At 58.8% G+C, this 20,002-nt stretch carries 17 protein-coding genes; 9 read left to right on the forward strand and 8 right to left on the reverse strand.

Annotated elements, in window-relative coordinates:
* Positions 1–20: 20 nt before the first annotated feature.
* From fhuC to fhuB, 3 genes are read left to right on the forward strand one after another with little or no spacing between them, the layout of a single operon-like run.
* The gene (gene fhuC / locus N438_RS17425) at positions 21–818 is read left to right on the forward strand and encodes a Fe3+-hydroxamate ABC transporter ATP-binding protein FhuC (protein WP_012542815.1); all 798 of its coding nucleotides are present in this window, start codon (positions 21–23) and stop codon (positions 816–818) included.
* Positions 818–1,711, forward strand: a complete 894-nt coding sequence (fhuD, locus tag N438_RS17430) for a Fe(3+)-hydroxamate ABC transporter substrate-binding protein FhuD (RefSeq protein WP_012968911.1) — start codon at positions 818–820, stop codon at positions 1,709–1,711. Before fhuC ends, fhuD begins: the two co-directional genes overlap by 1 nt.
* The gene (gene fhuB / locus N438_RS17435) at positions 1,708–3,690 is read left to right on the forward strand and encodes a Fe(3+)-hydroxamate ABC transporter permease FhuB (protein WP_012542814.1); all 1,983 of its coding nucleotides are present in this window, start codon (positions 1,708–1,710) and stop codon (positions 3,688–3,690) included. Before fhuD ends, fhuB begins: the two co-directional genes overlap by 4 nt.
* A gap of 222 nt (positions 3,691–3,912) precedes the next feature.
* Here the strand turns inward: fhuB and hemL are convergent, their stop codons facing one another.
* Positions 3,913–5,193, reverse strand: a complete 1,281-nt coding sequence (hemL, locus tag N438_RS17440) for a glutamate-1-semialdehyde 2,1-aminomutase (RefSeq protein WP_012542813.1) — start codon at positions 5,191–5,193, stop codon at positions 3,913–3,915.
* Positions 5,194–5,373: 180 nt separating this feature from the next.
* Between hemL and clcA the strand changes: the two genes are divergently transcribed.
* Positions 5,374–6,792 (forward strand): H(+)/Cl(-) exchange transporter ClcA, encoded by a 1,419-nt coding sequence (gene clcA, locus N438_RS17445; protein ID WP_008807364.1) that lies wholly within the window; start codon positions 5,374–5,376, stop codon positions 6,790–6,792.
* A gap of 81 nt (positions 6,793–6,873) precedes the next feature.
* Positions 6,874–7,218 (forward strand): iron-sulfur cluster insertion protein ErpA, encoded by a 345-nt coding sequence (erpA, locus tag N438_RS17450; protein WP_008807363.1) that lies wholly within the window; start codon positions 6,874–6,876, stop codon positions 7,216–7,218.
* Between the two features lie 85 nt (positions 7,219–7,303).
* Here the strand turns inward: erpA and N438_RS17455 are convergent, their stop codons facing one another.
* Genes N438_RS17455 through mtnN form a run of 3 tightly spaced genes read right to left on the reverse strand, consistent with a single transcriptional unit; the run spans position 7,304 to position 9,455 of the window.
* Positions 7,304–7,927, reverse strand: a complete 624-nt coding sequence (locus N438_RS17455; protein WP_002889277.1) for a TRIC cation channel family protein — start codon at positions 7,925–7,927, stop codon at positions 7,304–7,306.
* 36 nt (positions 7,928–7,963) lie between these two features.
* Positions 7,964–8,764: a vitamin B12 ABC transporter substrate-binding protein BtuF gene (gene btuF / locus N438_RS17460; RefSeq protein WP_012542811.1), complete on the reverse strand. Its 801-nt coding sequence runs from the start codon at positions 8,762–8,764 to the stop codon at positions 7,964–7,966.
* Entirely contained in the window at positions 8,757–9,455 is a 699-nt protein-coding gene (gene mtnN, locus N438_RS17465; RefSeq protein ID WP_008807361.1) for a 5'-methylthioadenosine/S-adenosylhomocysteine nucleosidase, read from the reverse strand. Before mtnN ends, btuF begins: the two co-directional genes overlap by 8 nt.
* Before the next feature lie 83 nt (positions 9,456–9,538).
* On the opposite strand from mtnN, the gene dgt reads away from it, so the two are divergent.
* From dgt to cdaR, 3 genes are all read left to right on the forward strand, one after another.
* Positions 9,539–11,053 carry a dGTPase gene (dgt, locus tag N438_RS17470; RefSeq protein ID WP_116696390.1) on the forward strand — a complete coding sequence of 505 codons (1,515 nt, stop codon included), beginning with the start codon at positions 9,539–9,541 and terminating at the stop codon, positions 11,051–11,053.
* 134 nt (positions 11,054–11,187) lie between these two features.
* The gene (gene degP / locus N438_RS17475) at positions 11,188–12,621 is read left to right on the forward strand and encodes a serine endoprotease DegP (RefSeq protein ID WP_008807359.1); all 1,434 of its coding nucleotides are present in this window, start codon (positions 11,188–11,190) and stop codon (positions 12,619–12,621) included.
* 168 nt (positions 12,622–12,789) lie between these two features.
* Positions 12,790–13,947 (forward strand): DNA-binding transcriptional regulator CdaR, encoded by a 1,158-nt coding sequence (gene cdaR, locus N438_RS17480; RefSeq protein WP_012968907.1) that lies wholly within the window; start codon positions 12,790–12,792, stop codon positions 13,945–13,947.
* Between the two features lie 116 nt (positions 13,948–14,063).
* On the opposite strand, the gene N438_RS17485 is transcribed toward cdaR, so the two are convergent.
* From N438_RS17485 to map, 4 genes are all read right to left on the reverse strand, one after another.
* Positions 14,064–14,450: a DUF3461 family protein gene (locus tag N438_RS17485; RefSeq protein WP_002889292.1), complete on the reverse strand. Its 387-nt coding sequence runs from the start codon at positions 14,448–14,450 to the stop codon at positions 14,064–14,066.
* A 107-nt stretch (positions 14,451–14,557) separates the two neighbouring features.
* The gene (dapD, locus tag N438_RS17490) at positions 14,558–15,382 is read right to left on the reverse strand and encodes a 2,3,4,5-tetrahydropyridine-2,6-dicarboxylate N-succinyltransferase (RefSeq protein ID WP_002889295.1); all 825 of its coding nucleotides are present in this window, start codon (positions 15,380–15,382) and stop codon (positions 14,558–14,560) included.
* Positions 15,383–15,412: 30 nt separating this feature from the next.
* Positions 15,413–18,076: a bifunctional uridylyltransferase/uridylyl-removing protein GlnD gene (gene glnD, locus N438_RS17495; protein ID WP_012542810.1), complete on the reverse strand. Its 2,664-nt coding sequence runs from the start codon at positions 18,074–18,076 to the stop codon at positions 15,413–15,415.
* Positions 18,077–18,133: 57 nt separating this feature from the next.
* Positions 18,134–18,928, reverse strand: a complete 795-nt coding sequence (gene map / locus N438_RS17500) for a type I methionyl aminopeptidase (protein WP_004204446.1) — start codon at positions 18,926–18,928, stop codon at positions 18,134–18,136.
* Between the two features lie 322 nt (positions 18,929–19,250).
* Between map and rpsB the strand changes: the two genes are divergently transcribed.
* On the forward strand, positions 19,251–19,976 hold the full coding sequence (rpsB, locus tag N438_RS17505) for a 30S ribosomal protein S2 (RefSeq protein ID WP_008807356.1): 726 nt from the start codon (positions 19,251–19,253) through the stop codon (positions 19,974–19,976).
* Positions 19,977–20,002: the final 26 nt, after the last annotated feature.

A 20,002-nucleotide genomic window follows, 5' to 3' on the forward strand; every position in this document is an offset into this window, starting at 1 on the left:
CCCAACATCAGGTTGTTGCTATGCAGGAACAGACTCCTCACTCTGAGACCACCTTTGCGTTAAATGGCGTGACCTTTCGCGTACCAGGTCGCACGCTGCTTCACCCCCTTTCGTTAACCTTCCCGGCAGGAAAAGTGACTGGTCTGATAGGCCATAACGGTTCCGGCAAATCCACATTACTGAAAATGCTCGGCCGCCATCAGCCGCCTTCCGCGGGCGAGGTGCTGCTGGACGGCCAGCCGCTGGAGAGCTGGAGCAGCAAGGCGTTTGCCCGCAAAGTGGCCTATCTGCCGCAGCAGCTGCCGGCGGCGGAAGGGATGACAGTTCGCGAGCTGGTGGCGATAGGTCGCTACCCGTGGCATGGCGCGCTGGGGCGCTTCGGCGCGGCGGATCGGGAAAAGGTGGAAGAGGCGATCGCGCTGGTGGGGCTGAAGCCTTTGGCGCAGCGGCTGGTGGACAGTCTCTCCGGCGGCGAGCGTCAGCGGGCGTGGATCGCCATGCTGGTGGCGCAGGATAGCCGCTGTCTGCTGCTTGATGAACCGACCTCGGCGCTGGATATCGCCCATCAGGTCGATGTGCTCGCGCTGGTGCATCGTCTCAGCCAGCAGCGTGGCCTGACGGTGATCGCAGTCCTGCATGATATCAATATGGCTGCCCGCTACTGCGATTATCTGGTCGCGCTGCGCGGTGGGGAAATGATCGCCCAGGGGACGCCAGCAGAACTGATGCGCAGCGACACGCTGGAACAAATCTACGGCATCCCGATGGGGATCCTGCCGCACCCGGCGGGCGCGGCGCCGGTAAGTTTTGTCTATTGATGATGAACCCAACTCTGATAACCCGACGCCGCCTGCTGACCGCGATGGCGCTCTCGCCGCTGCTGTGGCAGATGCGCGGCGCGCAGGCGGCGAACATTGATCCGCAGCGCGTCGTCGCGCTGGAGTGGCTGCCGGCCGAACTGCTGCTGGCGCTTGGCGTCACGCCCTACGGCGTGGCCGACATTCCCAACTATCGCCTGTGGGTGAACGAACCCGCGCTGCCCGCGTCGGTAATCGATGTCGGCCTGCGCACCGAACCCAATCTTGAGCTGCTGACGCAGATGAAACCGTCGTTTATCGTCTGGTCGGCAGGCTATGGCCCGTCGCCAGAAAAGCTGGCGCGTATCGCGCCTGGCCGTGGTTTCACCTTCAGCGACGGCAAACGGCCGCTGGCGATGGCCCAGCGTTCGCTACTGGAAATGGCCGACCTGCTGGGTAAACAACAGCAGGCGAAGCGCCATCTGGCGGAGTTCGACGCGCTGATGGAGAACCTGCGTCCGCGATTTGCCCGGCGTGGCGATCGCCCACTGCTGATGATTTCGCTGCTCGATGCCCGCCACGTGCTGGTATTTGGTGAGAACTGCCTGTTCCAGGAGGTGCTTGACCGCTTTGGCATTCAAAACGCCTGGCGCGGCGAAGCGGCATTCTGGGGCAGCGTCACCGTCGGTATTGACCGGCTGGCGGCATTTAACGAGGCCGATGTGATCTGTTTCGATCATGGCAACGATCGGGAGATGGCCCAGCTGTTGGCGACCCCGCTGTGGCAGGCGATGCCGTTCGTGCGCGCGGGGCGTTTCCAGCGGGTTCCGGCGGTGTGGTTCTATGGCGCGACGCTGTCGGCGATGCATTTCGCCCGCGTGCTGGCCGATGCGCAGGGGAGGGCGGCGGTATGAACGCGCGTCTCTCGCCGTTAGCCATTCTCCTGCTGACCGGGCTGCTGGTTGCCGCTTTCGCGCTGAGCATCGTCAACCTCAATGTCGCTTTACCTTACGCGCAATGGCGTCAGGCGCTGTGGCAGCCGGATATCGATAATATCGCCCAGATGCTGTTCCATTACAGCCTGCTGCCGAGGCTGGCGATATCGCTGCTGGTCGGCGCCGGGCTGGGGCTGGTCGGCGTGCTGTTCCAGCAGGTGCTGCGTAACCCGCTGGCGGAGCCAACCACGCTCGGCGTCGCCACCGGCGCACAGCTGGGAATGACGGTGACGACGCTATGGGCCATCCCTGGCGTGCTGGCCTCGCAGTTTGCGGCGCTGGCTGGGGCTTGTCTGGTGGGGGCGCTGGTGTTTGGCGTCTCGTGGGGCAAACGTCTGTCGCCGGTGACGCTGATCCTGGCCGGCCTGGTAGTGAGTCTCTATTGCGGCGCGGTCAATCAGCTGATGGTGATTTTCCATCACGATCAGCTGCAAAGCATGTTCCTGTGGAGTACCGGCACCCTGACGCAGACCGACTGGAGCGTGGTGCAACGCCTGTGGCCGCAGCTGCTCGGCGGCGCGATGTTGACGCTGTTATTGCTACGCCCGTTAACCCTGATGGGACTCGATGATGGCGTGGCGCGCAACCTTGGGCTGGCGCTGTCTCTGGCGCGGCTTGGCGTGCTGACGCTGGCGATTGTCATCAGCGCGCTGCTGGTTAACGCGGTCGGCATTATCGGCTTTATCGGTCTGTTCGCGCCGCTGCTGGCGAAAATGCTCGGCGCCCGCCGCCTGCTGCCGCGATTGCTGCTGGCGGCGCTAATTGGCGCGTTGATCCTGTGGCTTTCCGATCAAATTATTCTCTGGCTCAGCCGGGTCTGGCGGGAAGTCTCGACCGGGTCAGTCACCGCGCTGATTGGCGCGCCTTTATTGCTGTGGCTGCTGCCGCGGCTGCGCAGCATCAGCGCCCCGGTGATGAATGGCGGCGATAAAGCGTTGATCGAGCGCCGCCACGTGCCGTGGTTCGCGCTGGGCGGCTTAGCGCTGCTGCTGTTGGCGATAACCGCCGCGCTGACCTTTGGTCGCGATGCCCATGGCTGGCAGTGGGCCAGCGGCGATCTGCTGGCGCAACTGATGCCCTGGCGCTGGCCACGTGTGCTCTCGGCGCTGTTCGCCGGGGTGATGCTGGCGGTCGCGGGCTGCATCATTCAACGCCTGACCGGCAACCCGATGGCCAGCCCGGAAGTACTGGGCATCAGCTCTGGCGCGGCGTTCGGTGTGGTATTGATGCTGTTCTTCGTGCCGGGCAACGCCTTTGTCTGGCTGCTGCCTGCCGGTAGCCTTGGCGCGGCGGCAACGCTGCTGGTTATTCTGATCGCCGCCGGGCGCGGCGGTTTCTCGCCGCACCGGATGCTGCTGGCGGGGATGGCGCTGAGTACCGCCTTCACCATGCTGTTGATGATGCTGCAGGCCAGCGGCGATCCGCGCATGGCGCAGATCCTGACGTGGATGTCCGGTTCGACCTATAGCGCGACGCCGGAGATGGCGCTGCGTAGTGGCGTGGTGATGCTGGCGCTGCTGGCGCTGGCGCCGCTCTGCCGCCGCTGGCTGACCATTTTGCCGCTGGGCGGCGAGGCGGCGCGGGCGGTGGGGATGGCGCTGACGCCATCGCGTATCGGGTTGCTGCTGCTGGCGGCGAGCCTGACGGCGACGGCGACGCTCACCATTGGGCCGTTAAGTTTCGTTGGCCTGATGGCGCCGCATATTGCGAGGATGCTGGGATTCCGCCGGACGATGCCGCATATGGTGATTTCCGGGTTGACGGGCGGGATGCTGCTGGTCTTTGCCGACTGGTGCGGGCGAATGATCATGTTCCCCTACCAGATCCCGGCGGGGCTGTTGTCGACCTTTATCGGCGCGCCGTACTTTATCTATTTGCTGAGAAAGCAGAGCCGCTAACGATCCCGATGGCCTCAATATCCCCGGTGGCGCTAGCGCTTACCGGGGCTACAGCGCTGTGCAATTTGGTAGCCAGGACAAGGCGCAGCGCGCCGCCTCCGGGAAAATCCCCGGTGGCGCTAGTGCTTACCGGGGCTACAGCGCTGTGCGATTTGGTAGCCCGGACAAGGTGCAATGCGCCGCCTCCGGGAAAATCCCTGCGCCACCATGCCTTCAAGTACCTTACAGTTTGGCAAACACCCGACGGGCGGCGTCGATGGTGTTGTTAATGTCCTCTTCGCTGTGAGCGATGGACATAAAGCCGGCTTCAAATGCCGACGGCGCCAGGTACACGCCTTCCTCCAGCATCAGGTGGAAGAAGCGCTTGAAGCGTTCGACATCGCACTTCACCACGTCCTGATAGCAGGTGACGGTTTCGGCATCGGTAAAGAAGATGCCGAACATGCCGCCGACGTTATTGACCACCAGCGGGATCCCGGTTTCGCGCGCCGCGTTCAGCAGGCCATCCGCCAGCTGGTTGGTCAGCTCGGTCAGGGTTTCATGCACGCCCGGCTGCGCCACTTCGCTTAAGCAGGCGAAGCCAGCGGCCATGGCGATCGGGTTACCGGAGAGCGTACCAGCCTGGTACACCGGGCCGGTCGGCGCCAGCGCGTCCATCACTTCGCGGCGGCCGCCGAAGGCGCCCACCGGCATCCCGCCGCCGATGATTTTCCCGAGACAGGTCAGATCCGGCTCCACGCCGTAATAAGCCTGGGCGCCCGCCAGCGCCACGCGGAAGCCGGTCATCACTTCGTCGATGATCAGCAGGGCGCCAAATTCGTCGCACAACGCGCGCAGGCCCGGCAGGAACTCCGGCTGCGGCGGAATGCAGTTCATATTCCCGGCGACCGGCTCGACGATGATGCAGGCGATATCCTGTGGATATTGCTCGAACGCCGCGCGTACCGAGGCGAGGTCGTTATAGGTGCAGGTCAGGGTATGTTTCGCGAAATCGGCTGGCACGCCCGGCGAGTTTGGCTGGCCGAGGGTCAGCGCGCCGGAACCGGCTTTCACCAGCAGACAGTCGGCATGGCCGTGATAGCAGCCTTCGAACTTAATGATCTTATCGCGGCCGGTGAAGCCGCGGGCCAGGCGAATGGCGCTCATGGTCGCTTCGGTGCCGGAGTTCACCATCCGCACCATATCCATGGTCGGGACCAGCTCGGTCACCAGCTCCGCCATTTTCACTTCCATTTCGGTCGGCGCGCCAAAGCTCAGGCCGCGGGACGCCGCTTCGATCACCGCATTGCGGATAGCCGGGTGGTTGTGGCCCAGCACCATCGGACCCCAGGAGCCGACATAATCGATATAGGCCTTCCCGTCCACGTCATAAAGATAGGCGCCATCCGCGCGTTCGATAAACAGCGGCGTGCCGCCGACGCCGGTGAAGGCGCGCACCGGCGAGTTAACGCCGCCGGGGATCAGTTCGCGCGCAGCATGGTATAGATTTTCAGATTTGCTCATGGCCAGGGTCCTGGTTCGTGAAAAATGTTTTATCGGCTATTCTAAGTTATTCCAGGATGGTTATGAAAGTTTTGCCCAATTGAAACAATGTGCCGCAAGGGCATTTTTTTGACGACGCAGCGCGCCGGGACGGCTAAAATGCCTCTCTCTTCATTTGTGTTACCAATAATTGATAATGGCATGAAAGCAGAAACTCCCTCTTTTGAAGCACATCAGTTCGTGCGGGTACGTCGCGGCGATGCGGTGCGCCGTTTGATTCAGCGCGATAAAACGCCGCTGGCGGTCCTGTTGATGGCGGCGGTGGTTGGCACGCTGGCCGGTCTGGTGGGCGTGGCGTTTGAAAAGAGCGTGAACTGGGTGCAGAACCAGCGGATCGGCGCGCTGGCGCAGGTGGCCGATCATTGGTATCTGGTCTGGCCGCTGGCGTTTATCTTGTCGGCGCTGCTGGCAATGGTCGGTTATTTTCTCGTGCGCCGCTTTGCGCCGGAGGCGGGCGGCTCCGGGATCCCGGAAATCGAAGGGGCGCTGGAGGAGCTGCGGCCGGTGCGCTGGTGGCGCGTGCTGCCGGTGAAATTCATCGGCGGCATGGGGACCCTGGGCGCCGGAATGGTGCTGGGACGCGAAGGGCCGATGGTGCAGCTTGGCGGCAACATTGGACGCATGGTGCTGGATATCTTCCGCATGCGCAGTCCGGAGGCGCGGCACACGCTGCTGGCGACCGGTGCGGCGTCGGGGCTCTCGGCGGCCTTTAATGCGCCGCTGGCCGGTATTCTGTTTATCATCGAAGAGATGCGCCCGCAGTTTCGCTACAACCTGATCTCCATTAAAGCGGTATTTACCGGCGTGATCATGTCGAGCATTGTGTTTCGTATTTTCAATGGCGAAGCGGCGATCATTGAGGTAGGCAAGCTGAGCAACGCCCCGGTGAATACCCTGTGGCTGTATCTGGTGCTGGGCATGCTCTTTGGTTGCTTTGGTCCGCTGTTTAACTTCCTGGTGCTACGCACCCAGGATATCTTCCAGCGCATCCACGGTGGCAATATCAAAAAATGGGTATTGATGGGCGGGGTCATCGGCGGGATCTGCGGCCTGCTGGGGCTGATGCAGCCCTCCGCGGTGGGCGGTGGCTTTAACCTGATCCCCATCGCCGCCGCCGGTAATTTCTCCGTCGGTTTGCTGCTGTTTATCTTTATTGCCCGCGTGGTGACCACGCTGATCTGCTTCTCTTCCGGCGCGCCGGGGGGGATCTTCGCGCCGATGCTGGCGCTGGGCACCTTGCTGGGCACGGCGTTCGGCATGGCGGCTATTCCGCTGTTTCCGGCCTACCATCTCGATGCCGGCACCTTCGCCATCGCCGGGATGGGGGCGCTGCTGGCCGCCTCGGTGCGCGCGCCGCTCACCGGGATTGTGCTGGTGCTGGAGATGACGGATAACTATCAGCTCATTTTGCCAATGATTATTACCTGCCTTGGCGCAACACTACTGGCGCAATTCCTCGGCGGTAAGCCTTTGTATTCGACCATTCTGCAACGTACTCTGGCGAAGCAGGAGGCCGAGCAGGCGGCAAAAGCGCAGCAGGCACCGCGGGAGAATACTTGAACGATTTACCAGGGTATTAGATAATGGCTCAAAAGGTCCGGTTATTCTTTAACCGGCCGGAAGTATCAATGGGAGCAAAAAATGAGTGATGACGTAGCGTTGCCGCTGGAGTTTACCGAAGCCGCAGCCAACAAAGTAAAACACCTGATTGCGGATGAAGATAATCCGAACCTGAAACTGCGCGTGTATATCACCGGCGGCGGTTGCAGCGGTTTCCAGTATGGCTTCACCTTTGACGATCAGGTGAACGAAGGCGATATGACCATCGAGAAACAGGGCGTCGGCCTGGTGGTTGACCCAATGAGCCTGCAGTATCTGGTCGGCGGCGCCGTCGACTATACCGAGGGTCTGGAAGGTTCGCGTTTCATCGTGACCAACCCGAACGCGAAAAGCACCTGCGGCTGCGGTTCCTCATTCAGCGTTTAAAGCGAGTGCGATCGGGCGCCTTCTCCTCCAGTGAGAGGGAGCCAACGCGAAAAACGGTAACCTTCAGGTTACCGTTTTGCTTTTACTAGCGTCCGTTATCGTCCAGGGCAAACGTCGGCAGCTTCAGGTGCCAGCGGATCGCCGCCAGACGGATCACCAGCGTCACCACCATGCCCATCATCGCCGAATTCTCCAGCGGGAGATGAAAGGTGTCGTGCGCTGTAGCGTGGACAATGCCGCCGACAATACAGGCGGTGGCGTAGATCTCGGTGCGCAGAATCATGGGAATTTCGCGCGCCAGCACGTCACGGATAATCCCGCCGCCGACGCCGGTGACCACCCCCATGCAGACCGCCACCAGCGGACCACTGCCGGCGAGAAAGGCTTTATTGACGCCGATGCCGACAAACACCGCCAGACCGACGGCATCAAGAACGGGCAGTATCCATTTCGGCAGCCGACGCGGCTGGCGGACCAGCAGGATGGTCAGCATGCTGGTGACCATCGCCACCACCAGATCGGTGGGATCTTTGACCCAGAATACCGGGCCATTCGCCAGCGCCATGTCGCGGATGGTTCCGCCGCCCACCGCCGTCACCACGCCTAACACCAGCACGCCGAATGGGTCCATGCGTAATTTTCCCGCCAGCAGAACGCCGGAGATCGCGAAGACAGCCGTGCCAATAATATCCAGCCAATAGACAAGCATCGTTGATTCCCACTGAACATCCGGTGTGCCGGATGATTATTTTACCTGGTCAAGCGCCGCACAAAGTTGTTTGGCGGCGAGGATAATACGTGGGCTTGCGCGTTCAAACCAGTCGCTGTGTAACGCAATCAACGAAATGGTGAGCTGATGTTGCCAAAAGCGCTGCGCTTCGGCAATGCGGCTGGCGTCGCCGGTCACCACGATCGCCTGCGGCTGGCGGGCCAGCACCTGTTCGCGGCTCACCTGCGGCCAGGGAACACGGCTGGTGGCAAAGATATTCTCGCCGCCGCACAGCCCCAGCACCTGATCCTGAATCGAACCGGGACCACTGGTGAATAGCGGCGCGGATCCGAACTGCAGGAAGACGCGTTTCTTCGGCGCATTGGCATAGCGCGCTTTCAGCGTATCGTATTCCTGCTGCATCGCCTGCGCCGCCTGCTGCGCTTTTTCCGGCTGCGGGCTCCACTGCGCCAGCTGACGCAAGGTGGCGATGATCTCTTCTATCGTCGAGGTCTGCACCCAGAGGACATGAATACCCAGCGACTGCAGCTGGTTAACCTGGCGTTCGGCATTGCCCCCGCGCCAGGCCAGCACCACGTCTGGCTTTAGCGCCACGATGCGCTCCAGGTTCATCCCCTGCCAGCTGGCAACCTGTTCTATGGTTTTGGCCTGCGGAGGATAATCGGAATAGCTGCTGACGCCGACCGGCGTGATCCCGGCGGCAAAGGCCAGTTCGGTATTGGCGGGGGAGAGGGTGACCACCCGCGGCGCGGCCAGTAGCCACGCCGGGGCGAGTAACAGCAGCGCGGCAAGCGCGAAGGATAGCGACTTAGCCACGTGCCAGGTTCTGTACCAGATTCTCCACCATCAGGGTGGACTGTCTGGCGGCGACCGCAAGGAACTCCTCAAAACTGAGGTGGGACTGCTGATCGGCCACGTCGGAGATGGCGCGAACCACCACGAAGGGAACCTTGAAGTTATGGCAGACGTGAGCGATGGCGGTCGCTTCCATTTCCACGGCGATTGCCTGCGGGAAATTATGGCGGATCTTCGCCAGCGCGACGGAGCCGTTAATGAAGGCATCGCCGCTGACGATCAGGCCGCGAACGGCATTGAGATCTAACGCTTTAATGCAGTCTTCGGCGGCGGCCACCAGCTTATCGTCCGCTTTAAAGCCCGCCGGGCAGCCAGGCAGCTGGCCATACTCATAACCGAAGGCGGTGACGTCGGCATCGTGGTAGCGCGCTTCATCGGAGACGACGATATCGCCGACCTTCAGCGTCGGCGCGAGGCCGCCGGCAGAACCGGTATTAATGATCACGTCAGGCTGGCAGCGCTCCAGCAGCAGGGTCGCGCCCGTCGCCGCCGCCACTTTCCCGATACCAGACTTCAGCAGAGCGACGTCAACGCCGTGAAGTTGGCCGGTATAGATTTCGCTCCCGCCAATAGTGATAGTCTGGCGGTTTTCGATTTTGTCGCGCAGGAGGGTAACTTCCTCTTCCATAGCGCCAATAATGCCAATTTTCATAGATTTACTCGCGATGTGTCAGGTTTAGTTGCATAGTCTATCATGCGCTTAAGGGGAAGCGTATTGCTCGCGCGGGAGAGGCTATGGCAAAGATTGATTTTCGCAACAAGATAAACTGGCGTCGACGCTTCCGTTCGCCGCCGCGGGTGGAGACGGAGCGCGACATCCTGCGGATCTTCGAAAGCGATCGCGGGCGGATCGTCAACTCGCCGGCCATCCGCCGCCTACAGCAAAAAACCCAGGTCTTCCCGCTGGAGCGCAACGCGGCGGTCCGTACTCGCCTGACCCACTCGCTGGAGGTGCAGCAGGTGGGGCGCTATATCGCCAAAGAAGTGCTGAGCAGGCTGAAAGAGCAGAAGCTACTGGAAGAGTATGGCCTGGAAGAGCTGACCGGGCCATTCGAGAGCGTGGTTGAAATGGCCTGCCTGATGCACGACATTGGCAACCCGCCGTTTGGCCACTTTGGCGAGGCGGCGATTAACGACTGGTTTCGCCAGCGCCTGGCCCCCGGCGATGCGCTCGGCCAGCCGTTGACCGACGATCGCTGCGAGGTGCAGGCGTTACGCCTGCACGAAGGGGAAACGGCGCTGAATGCGCTGCGGCGTAAAGTGCGCCAGGATCTCTGCAGCTTTGAGGGCAACGCGCAGGGGATTCGTCTGGTCCACACGCTGATGCGGATGAATCTGACCTGGGCGCAGGTGGGCTGTATCCTGAAATATACCCGACCGGCGTGGTGGTTCGAGGCGACGCCAGCCAGTCACAGTTATTTAATGAAGAAGCCTGGCTATTATTTAGCCGAAGAAGAGTATGTCGCGCGCCTGCGTAAAGAACTGGATCTGGCACCTTACAATCGATTCCCATTAATCTGGATTATGGAGGCCGCGGATGACATCTCATATTGCGTCGCGGATCTCGAGGACGCGGTTGAAAAACGTATTTTCAGCGCCGAGCAGCTTTATCAGCATCTTTACGACGCCTGGGGCAACCATGAAAAAGGATCGTTATTCTCTCAGGTAGTGGAAAATGCCTGGGAAAAATCGCGAGCTAATTACCTGCGACAGAGCGCGGAAGATCAGTTTTTTATGTATTTGCGGGTAAACACGCTGAATAAGCTGGTGCCCTACGCGGCGCGCCGATTTATTGATAACCTGCCGGCCATCTTCACTGGTGACTTTAATCATGCGCTGCTCGAGGACGATAGCGATTGCAGTCAGCTGTTGGAACTCTATAAAAATGTAGCGATGAAACAGGTCTTTAGCCATCCGGATGTCGAGCAGCTGGAATTGCAGGGCTACCGGGTGATTAGCGGCCTGCTGGATATCTATCAGCCGCTGCTGAAATTATCTCTGGAGGATTTCAGCGAATTAGTGGCGCAGGAGCGGGTACGGCGGTTACCCATTGCCTCCCGGCTGTATCAGAAACTTTCAACCCGTCACCGGCTGGCCTATGTTGAAGCAGTAAATAAGCTGGTGCGCACGGCGCCTGAATTTGCGCTGATGGAATACTATTATCGCTGCCGTCTGATCCAGGATTATATCAGCGGAATGACGGATTTGTATGCGTGGGATGAATATCGGCGACTGATGGCGGTGGAATAGGCTGGAGTTTTGTAAAGATGAACAATAAATTTTTACTTTTTCCAGAAACTTAATTCCGGAACTTAGCGCTATAAAATGACTCTGATAGTCACGTACACAGCAACTTTCGTTATCTGATATTGAGATTGAAACTGATGAAAAAAACCACGTTAGCAATGAGTGCACTGGCTCTGAGTTTAGGTCTGGCGTTGTCCCCGCTCTCTGCGAGCGCGGCAGAAACGGCATCTTCGGCCACTAATGCACAGCAGATGCCAAGCCTGGCCCCGATGCTGGAGAAGGTGATGCCATCGGTGGTGAGCATTAACGTTGAAGGTAGCACCACTGTTAATACCCCACGGATGCCGCGTAACTTCCAGCAGTTCTTTGGCGATAACTCGCCGTTCTGCCAGGATGGTTCGCCTTTCCAGAGTTCACCGTTTTGCCAGGGCGGTGGACAGGGCGGTCAGCCTGACGGCGGCCAGCAGCAGAAATTTATGGCGCTGGGCTCCGGCGTCATCATTGATGCGGCCAAAGGGTATGTGGTGACCAACAACCACGTTGTGGACAACGCCACCACGATTAAGGTTCAACTGAGCGATGGCCGTAAGTTTGATGCCAAAGTCGTGGGCAAAGATCCGCGCTCCGATATCGCGCTGATTCAGATTCAGGATCCGAAAAACCTGACGGCGATTAAGCTGGCTGATTCTGATGCGCTGCGCGTCGGCGACTACACCGTGGCTATCGGTAACCCGTTTGGTCTGGGCGAAACCGTGACCTCCGGGATTGTCTCCGCGCTGGGCCGTAGCGGCCTGAACGTGGAAAACTACGAAAACTTTATCCAGACCGATGCGGCGATTAACCGCGGGAACTCCGGCGGCGCGCTGGTGAACCTCAACGGTGAGCTGATCGGCATTAACACCGCCATCCTGGCGCCGGACGGCGGCAACATCGGTATCGGTTTTGCTATCCCGAGCAACATGGTGAAAAACCTGACCGAGCAGATGGTGAAATATGGCCAGGTGAAACGCGGTGAGCTGGGCATCATGGGTACCGAACTGAACTCTGAACTGGCGAAAGCGATGAAAGTCGACGCCCAGCGCGGCGCCTTTGTCAGCCAGGTGATGCCAGGTTCGGCAGCCGCCAAAGCGGGCATTAAAGCCGGCGACGTGATCACCACCCTCAATGGCAAGGCGATCAGCAGCTTCGCCGCGCTACGTGCTCAGGTCGGCACCATGCCTATCGGCAGCAAAGTTGAGCTTGGCCTGCTCCGCGACGGCAAACCGGTCACCGTTACCGTCGAACTGCAGCAGAGCAACCAGACCCAGGTGGATTCCAGCACCATCTTCAACGGGATTGAAGGGGCGGAAATGAGTAACAAGGGTCAGGATAAGGGCGTGGTGGTCAACAATGTGAAAGCCGGCACCCCGGCGGCGCAGATTGGCCTCAAGAAAGGCGATATCATTGTCGGGGCGAATCAGCAGCCGGTGAAAAACATCGCCGATCTGCGGAAAATCTTCGACGCCAAACCGTCCGTGCTGGCGCTGAACATTCAGCGCGGCGACGCCTCTATCTACCTGCTGTTGCAGTAATCGTCAGCGCAAGCGCCACAGCCCCTTCCCTCGCCGAGGGCAGGGGCTTTTTTTTCGTTCTGTGACCACTTCCACAACTCCACATATCTCGCCCCGCCTTCGGGCATATGCACAATGCAGCAGGACGGAGACTCTTTTATGCTGGTGCCCTGCATAGGGGAGGATTACATGGCTGGCTGGCATCTTGATACCAAAATGGCGCAGGATATTGTGGCGCGCACGATGCGCATCATCGATACCAACATCAACGTGATGGATGCCCGCGGGCGGATTATCGGCAGCGGCGATCGGGAAAGAATTGGTGAATTGCACGAAGGCGCGCTGCTGGTGCTTTCTCAGGGGCGGGTGGTGGATATCGACGATGCGGTCGCTCGCCATCTGCACGGCGTGCGTCAGGGGATCAACCTGCCGCTACGCCTCGAAGGTGAAATCGTCGGGGTGATCGGCCTGACCGGCGAGCCGGAGGCGCTGCGGAAATATGGCGAGCTGGTGTGCATGACAGCAGAGATGATGCTGGAGCAGTCGCGGCTGATGCATCTCCTTGCGCAGGACAGCCGCCTGCGCGAAGAGCTGGTGATGAACCTGATTCAGGCAGAAGAGCATACCCCGGCGCTGAACGAATGGGCTCAGCGGTTAGGTATCGATCTCAATCAGCCGCGGGTGGTGGCGATGATTGAGGTGGACAGCGGCCAGCTCGGCGTGGACAGCGCGATGGCGGAACTGCAGCAGTTGCAGAACGCGCTGACCACCCCCGATCGCAATAATCTGGTGGCCATTGTGTCACTCACGGAAATGGTGGTGCTGAAACCGGCGCTGAACAGCTTTGGCCGCTGGGACGCCGACGATCACGTCCGCCGCGTCGAGCAGCTTATCGCCAGGATGAAAGAGAATGGTCAGCTCCGCTTTCGCGTAGCGCTGGGCAACTTCTTCACCGGTCCCGGGAGTATCGCCCGCTCTTACCGTACCGCACGGACGACCATGATGGTGGGTAAGCAACGAATGCCGGAGAGCCGCAGCTATTTCTATCAGGATCTGATGCTGCCGGTGCTGCTCGACAGCCTGCGCGGCGGCTGGCAGGCCAATGAACTGGCCCGTCCGCTGGCGCGTCTGAAGGCTATGGATAACAACGGTTTGCTGCGGCGTACGCTGCAGGCGTGGTTTCGCCATAACGTGCAGCCGCTGGCGACATCAAAGGCGCTGTTTATTCATCGCAATACCCTGGAGTATCGGTTGAACCGTATCTCGGAGCTGACCGGTCTGGATCTCGGCAGCTTTGACGATCGGCTGCTGCTCTATATAGCCCTGCAGCTGGATGAGCAACGATAGGGAGTCGAGATAAAAATGCCGGGAGGCGGTTCGCCTTACCCGGCCTGGAGGATGCATGGCGTAAGCGGCAGATTATATTGGTTGCCCGGTCAGGCGGTGCGCCGCCGGGAACGCTGTCACTTACGGGTAAGTTTTTCCAGATCGGCTTCGATTTCGCTGATCTTATTGGTGACCACGCTTTCCAGATGGCGTAAATCGTCGAGGATTTTACGCTTGAGATCGATTTCAGTGCGATCGCGCTGGCAGATCTGATCCAGTTCGTCGATGACGTAGCGCAGATTGGGGCTGATCTCCTGGACTTCTTTGTAGCCCTGGCCGACGCCGTCGGCGACAACGGTTTTGCGCTGACGCGGGTATTTAAACTTCACGCTCTTGGCGAAGAATTCGCCTTTGTCTTTCTGAAAATAGATTTTCAGGATGTCGTTGTTAGCTTCCTGCCGCAGGCTATAGCGATCGATCTCATCAGGGTTGGTAATGCCAAGACTTTTCAGATTATCGTACATAACGGTACCTTTGATAGCATCATAACCATTGAATAATTAACGAAAAAATCCATTTTCGCCAGCATCAAATATAAAAAAAGCGGGATATCTCCCGCTTTTTATTTGCTTTAGTCGATGGTGCGCAGCAGTTCGTTAATGCCGACTTTGCCGCGGGTTTTGGCATCGACTTTCTTAACGATCACCGCGCAGTACAGGCTGTATTTACCATCCTTCGACGGCAGGTTGCCTGACACGACTACCGAGCCAGCCGGTACGCGGCCGTAGAAGACTTCACCGGTTTCGCGATCGTAGATTTTGGTGCTCTGACCCAGGTAAACGCCCATGGAGATGACGGAGCCTTCTTCGACAATCACCCCTTCAACCACTTCAGAGCGCGCGCCGATGAAGCAGTTGTCTTCGATGATGGTCGGGTTCGCCTGCAGCGGCTCCAGTACGCCACCGATGCCGACGCCGCCGGACAGGTGAACGTTTTTACCGATCTGCGCGCAGGAGCCGACGGTAGCCCAGGTATCAACCATGGTGCCTTCGTCAACGTAGGCGCCGATGTTAACGTAGGACGGCATCAGCACGGTGTTGCGGGCGATGAATGCGCCCTGACGTACCGCTGCCGGCGGCACCACGCGGAAACCTTCTTTCTGGAAACGCGCTTCGTCATAGTCAGCGAATTTCATCGGTACTTTATCGAAGTAGCGGCTTTCCGCACCATCGATAACCTGGTTATCGTTAATACGGAAAGAGAGCAGTACCGCTTTCTTCAGCCATTGATGCGTCACCCACTGACCATCGATCTTCTCAGCGACGCGCAGCGCGCCGGAATCCAGAAGGGCGATAACCTGGTTTACCGCTTCGCGGGTCACGGTATCCACATTGGCCGGCGTGATGTCGGCGCGACGCTCGAAGGCGGACTCAATAACGTTCTGTAACTGCTGCATTGTTTCTTTCCATTCACTAAAAAAAATACGTCACCCTTTATCGTTTGGATTGAGGGCCTCTGTCAACCGTTGTTGCACTTCTTGTTGTAGCTCATTATTAAGGCCACGCCGGTCGGCGGTGGCGATTATAAATAAATCTTCTACTCGCTCACCAATTGTCGTAATTCGCGCCCCGTGAAGCGAAATACCGAGGTCGGCGAACACCTGGCCGACGCGGGCGAGCAGCCCTGGCTGATCGAGCGCAATCAGCTCGAGAAACGATTTTCGATCGGTATGGGTCGGCAGGAAATTCACCTCTGTCGGCACAGAGAAGTGACGCAGTTTTGCCGCCTGACGACGCGGGGCCGGGGGTTCCCAGCTGCGCTGAGTTATCGTCTGTTCAAGACCGTGGCGAATCGCGTCGTGGCGGTCAGCGGAAAGCGGGCTGCCGTCGGGTTCGAGGACAATAAAGGTATCCATCGCCATGCCGTCGCGGGTGGTGAAGATCTGCGCGTCGTGGACGCTAAGGTTGCGACGGTCCAGTTCGCCGCACACCGCGGCAAACAGATAAGGGCGATCCGGGCTCCAGATAAAAATCTCCGTACCGCCGCGGGTGGCCTGCGAACTCAGCAGAATCATCGGCTTATTCAGATCGTGACGCAGCAGGTTGCGGGCGTGCCAGGCGAGCTGCGTCGGCGTATGCCGCACGAAATAGTTGGCGCGGCAGCGGTTCCAGATCTGATGCAGCGCCTCTTCATTAATATTGTCCATCCGCAGCAGGGCCAGCGCCTGCAGCTGATGATGACGCACCCGTTCGCGCATATCCGGGGTGCTTTGCATGCCCCGACGCAGCTGTTTCTCGGTGGCGAAATAGAGTTCGCGCAGCAGGCTCTGCTTCCAGCTGTTCCACAGCGTTTCGTTGGTGGCGCAGATGTCGGCGACGGTCAGGCACACCAGATAGCGCAGGCGATTTTCCGTTTGCACTTCCTCGGCGAACTGCTTAATCACCTCCGGATCCTGAATGTCGCGCCGCTGGGCGGTGACCGACATCAGCAGATGGTGACGCACCAGCCAGGCGACCAGCTGCGTTTCGCGAGAGTTCAGTCCGTGCAGCTCGGCAAACTTCAGCACATCCTGCGCGCCGAGGATCGAGTGGTCGCCGCCACGCCCTTTCGCAATGTCGTGGAACAGGGCGGCGATTAAAATCAGCTCCGGGTGCGTTAAGCGCGGCCATAGCTCCACGCACAGCGGGTGGCGGCTGCGGGTTTCTTCTTTGGCAAAGCTCTCCAGCTTCAGCATCACGCGGATGGTGTGTTCATCGACGGTGTAGGCGTGAAACAGATCGAACTGCATCTGGCCGACGATATGTGACCACTGCGGCATATAGGCCCACAGCACGCTATGGCGATGCATCGGCAGCAGTCCGCGGCTGACCGCCCCCTGATGGCGCAGCATGCTGAGAAAGAGCGTGCGCGCCTCCGGGATATAGCACAGCGGCTGGGTCAGATGGCGCCGGGCATGGCGCAGATGGCGCAACGTCGTGGAGTAGATGCCGGTGATGGTGCTGTTGCGTACCATCATATAAAACATGCGCAGAATGGCCTGCGGTTCGCGAATAAACAGCGTGTCGTCACGCAGATCGATAAGGGTGCCGCGCAGCTGGAAGTCATCGTCTATCGGGCGCGGTTTTTCATCCTCGGTCAGGGCGAGAATAGCCTCTTCAAACAGCTGAAGCAGCATCTGGTTCAGCTCGCTCACCCGGCGGGTGACGCGGAAGAAGTCCTTCATCATATGCTCAATCGGCTGGTTGCCGTCGCCTTCATAGCCAAGCCGGCGGGCGACGCTGAGCTGGCGGTCGAAAAGCAGACGGTTGTCATAGCGAGTGAGCTCGAGATGCAGCGCGAAACGGATGCGCCACAGCTGATGCAGACACTCGTTGAGCTCATTGCGCTCGGCTTCGGTCAGAAAGCCGAAGCCGACCATCTCATCCATCGAGGTGGCGCCAAAATGACGGCGAGCCACCCACTGTAGCGTATGGATATCCCGCAGGCCGCCGGGGCTGCTTTTCACGTCCGGCTCCAGGTTATAGCTGGTGCCGTGATAGCGTTGATGACGGACGTTCTGCTCTTCCACCTTGGCGGCGAAGAACTTTTCCGATGGCCAGAAGCCGTCGCTAAAAATATGTTTTTGAAGTTCAAGGAACAACGCGACGTCGCCGATCAGCAGGCGCGATTCAATCAAGTTAGTGGCGACGGTGAGATCCGAGAGTCCTTCGAGCAGGCACTCTTCGAGGGTGCGCACGCTGTGGCCCACCTCCAGCTTGACGTCCCACAGCAGCGTCAGCAGTTCGCCGACCTTTTGCGCCTGGTCGTCCGGCAGCTTTTTGCGGCTGAGGATCAGCAGGTCGACGTCAGAGAGCGGGTGCAGCTCGCCGCGGCCATAGCCGCCGACGGCCACCAGCGCCAGATCGCAGACGGATTCAAAACCGTAGGCGATCCACAACCGCTGCAGCAGCTGGTCGATAAATTCGGTGCGCGCCGCAATGAGCTGCTCCGCGGCGATGCCGGAGTCAAACGCCTCGCCCAGCCAGTGCTGGAAGGTATCGATGTGCGCCTTAATTGCAGCACAGTTCAGATCGCCCTGCGGCCAGCTCACCGGATGTTCCGGCGGGACGGGCAGAAGAGGGGAGGCTGTGTCAGGTAATGAGTTGCTCATCGCGTCACCATAAGAAAAAACTATCTAATAAAAAAGCCGGCGGGCGCCGGCTTTTCATCATTCATCGTGCGAGATTATCGCCGGGATGGTGTCATCCTTGCGTAGCGTCAGAATTTCGCAGCCGTTGTCTGTCACCACAATAGTATGCTCGTACTGCGCAGACAAGCTCCGGTCTTTAGTTTTCACCGTCCAGCCGTCTTTCATGCTGCGGATCTCTTTTTTACCCGCGTTGACCATCGGCTCGATGGTGAAGGTCATGCCGGGTTTGAGCACAACGTTGGTCTCTGGTGAGTCGTAGTGCAGCACCTGCGGCTCTTCATGGAAGCCGCGGCCGATACCGTGACCACAGTATTCGCGCACCACGGAAAAACCTTCGGCTTCAACGTATTTCTGGATCGCCGCGCCGATGGTGCGCAGGTTGATCCCCGGCTTCACCATTTTCAGCGCCAGATACAGGCTTTCCTGAGTGATGCGGCACAGGCGCTCGCCGAGAATCGTCGGTTTACCGACGATAAACATTTTGGAGGTATCGCCATGGAAATCATCTTTAATGACCGTCACGTCGATGTTAACGATATCGCCATCTTTCAGCAGTTTGCCGTCGTCAGGGATACCGTGGCAAACCACTTCGTTGACCGAAATGCAGACGGACTTCGGATAGCCGTGATAGCCGAGGCAGGCGGAAATGGCCTTCTGCTCGTTAACGATATAGTCGTTACAGATGCGGTCCAGTTCGCCGGTGCTGACGCCCGGTTTAACCCAGGGTTCGATCATTTCCAGCACTTCAGCGGCCAGGCGGCCGGCAACGCGCATTTTTTCAATGTCTTCAGATGTCTTGATAGAGATAGCCATGGAGTATGTCCAGCAGTGTCGATATTTTCGACAATAATAGAGTAAGTCCTGCCAATGGTAACAGTCCGGGCAGGCTGGTGCCAAATTGAGAATCATTAACAGCACGTGACGTCAACAAGAGTTGGTGTCTGGGCGGATTTTGTGGTATAAAGCGCGCCGGACTTCCGTTCCATCTCAGATACACAAGGATGGGCGTAAGCGACATACTCATATTGTGTAAATAACACACACGTATCGACACATATTCCGGGGTGCCCTTTGGGGTCGGTAATATGGGATACGTGGAGGCATAACCCCAATTTAATCTATAGAGGTTTTAAACATGGCAACTGTTTCCATGCGCGACATGCTCAAGGCTGGTGTTCACTTTGGTCACCAGACCCGTTACTGGAACCCGAAAATGAAGCCTTTCATCTTCGGCGCGCGTAACAAAGTTCACATCATCAACCTTGAGAAAACGGTACCGATGTTCAACGAAGCTCTGGCTGAGCTGAACAAAATCTCTGCCCGTAAAGGCAAGATCCTGTTCGTGGGTACTAAGCGCGCTGCAAGCGAAGCGGTAAAAGAAGCTGCTAACAGCTGCGACCAGTTCTTCGTGAACCATCGCTGGCTGGGCGGTATGCTGACTAACTGGAAAACCGTTCGTCAGTCCATCAAACGTCTGAAAGACCTGGAAACTCAGTCCCAGGACGGTACTTTCGACAAGCTGACCAAGAAAGAAGCGCTGATGCGCACTCGTGAGCTGGACAAGCTGGAAAACAGCCTGGGCGGTATCAAAGACATGGGCGGCCTGCCGGACGCACTGTTCGTTATCGACGCTGACCACGAGCACATCGCTATCAAAGAAGCAAACAACCTGGGTATCCCGGTATTTGCTATCGTTGATACCAACTCTGATCCGGACGGCGTAGACTTCGTTATCCCGGGTAACGACGATGCAATCCGCGCAGTAAGCCTGTACCTGGGCGCTGTTGCTGCTACCGTTCGTGAAGGTCGCTCTCAGGACCTGGCTTCTCAGGCGGAAGAAAGCTTCGTAGAAGCTGAATAATAAGGTTTAAGCCCTTATTAGTACCG

Source organism: Klebsiella sp. GL120222-02 (assembly GCF_003097195.1).
In the GTDB taxonomy this organism is placed as follows: Bacteria; Pseudomonadota; Gammaproteobacteria; order Enterobacterales; family Enterobacteriaceae; genus Klebsiella; species Klebsiella variicola.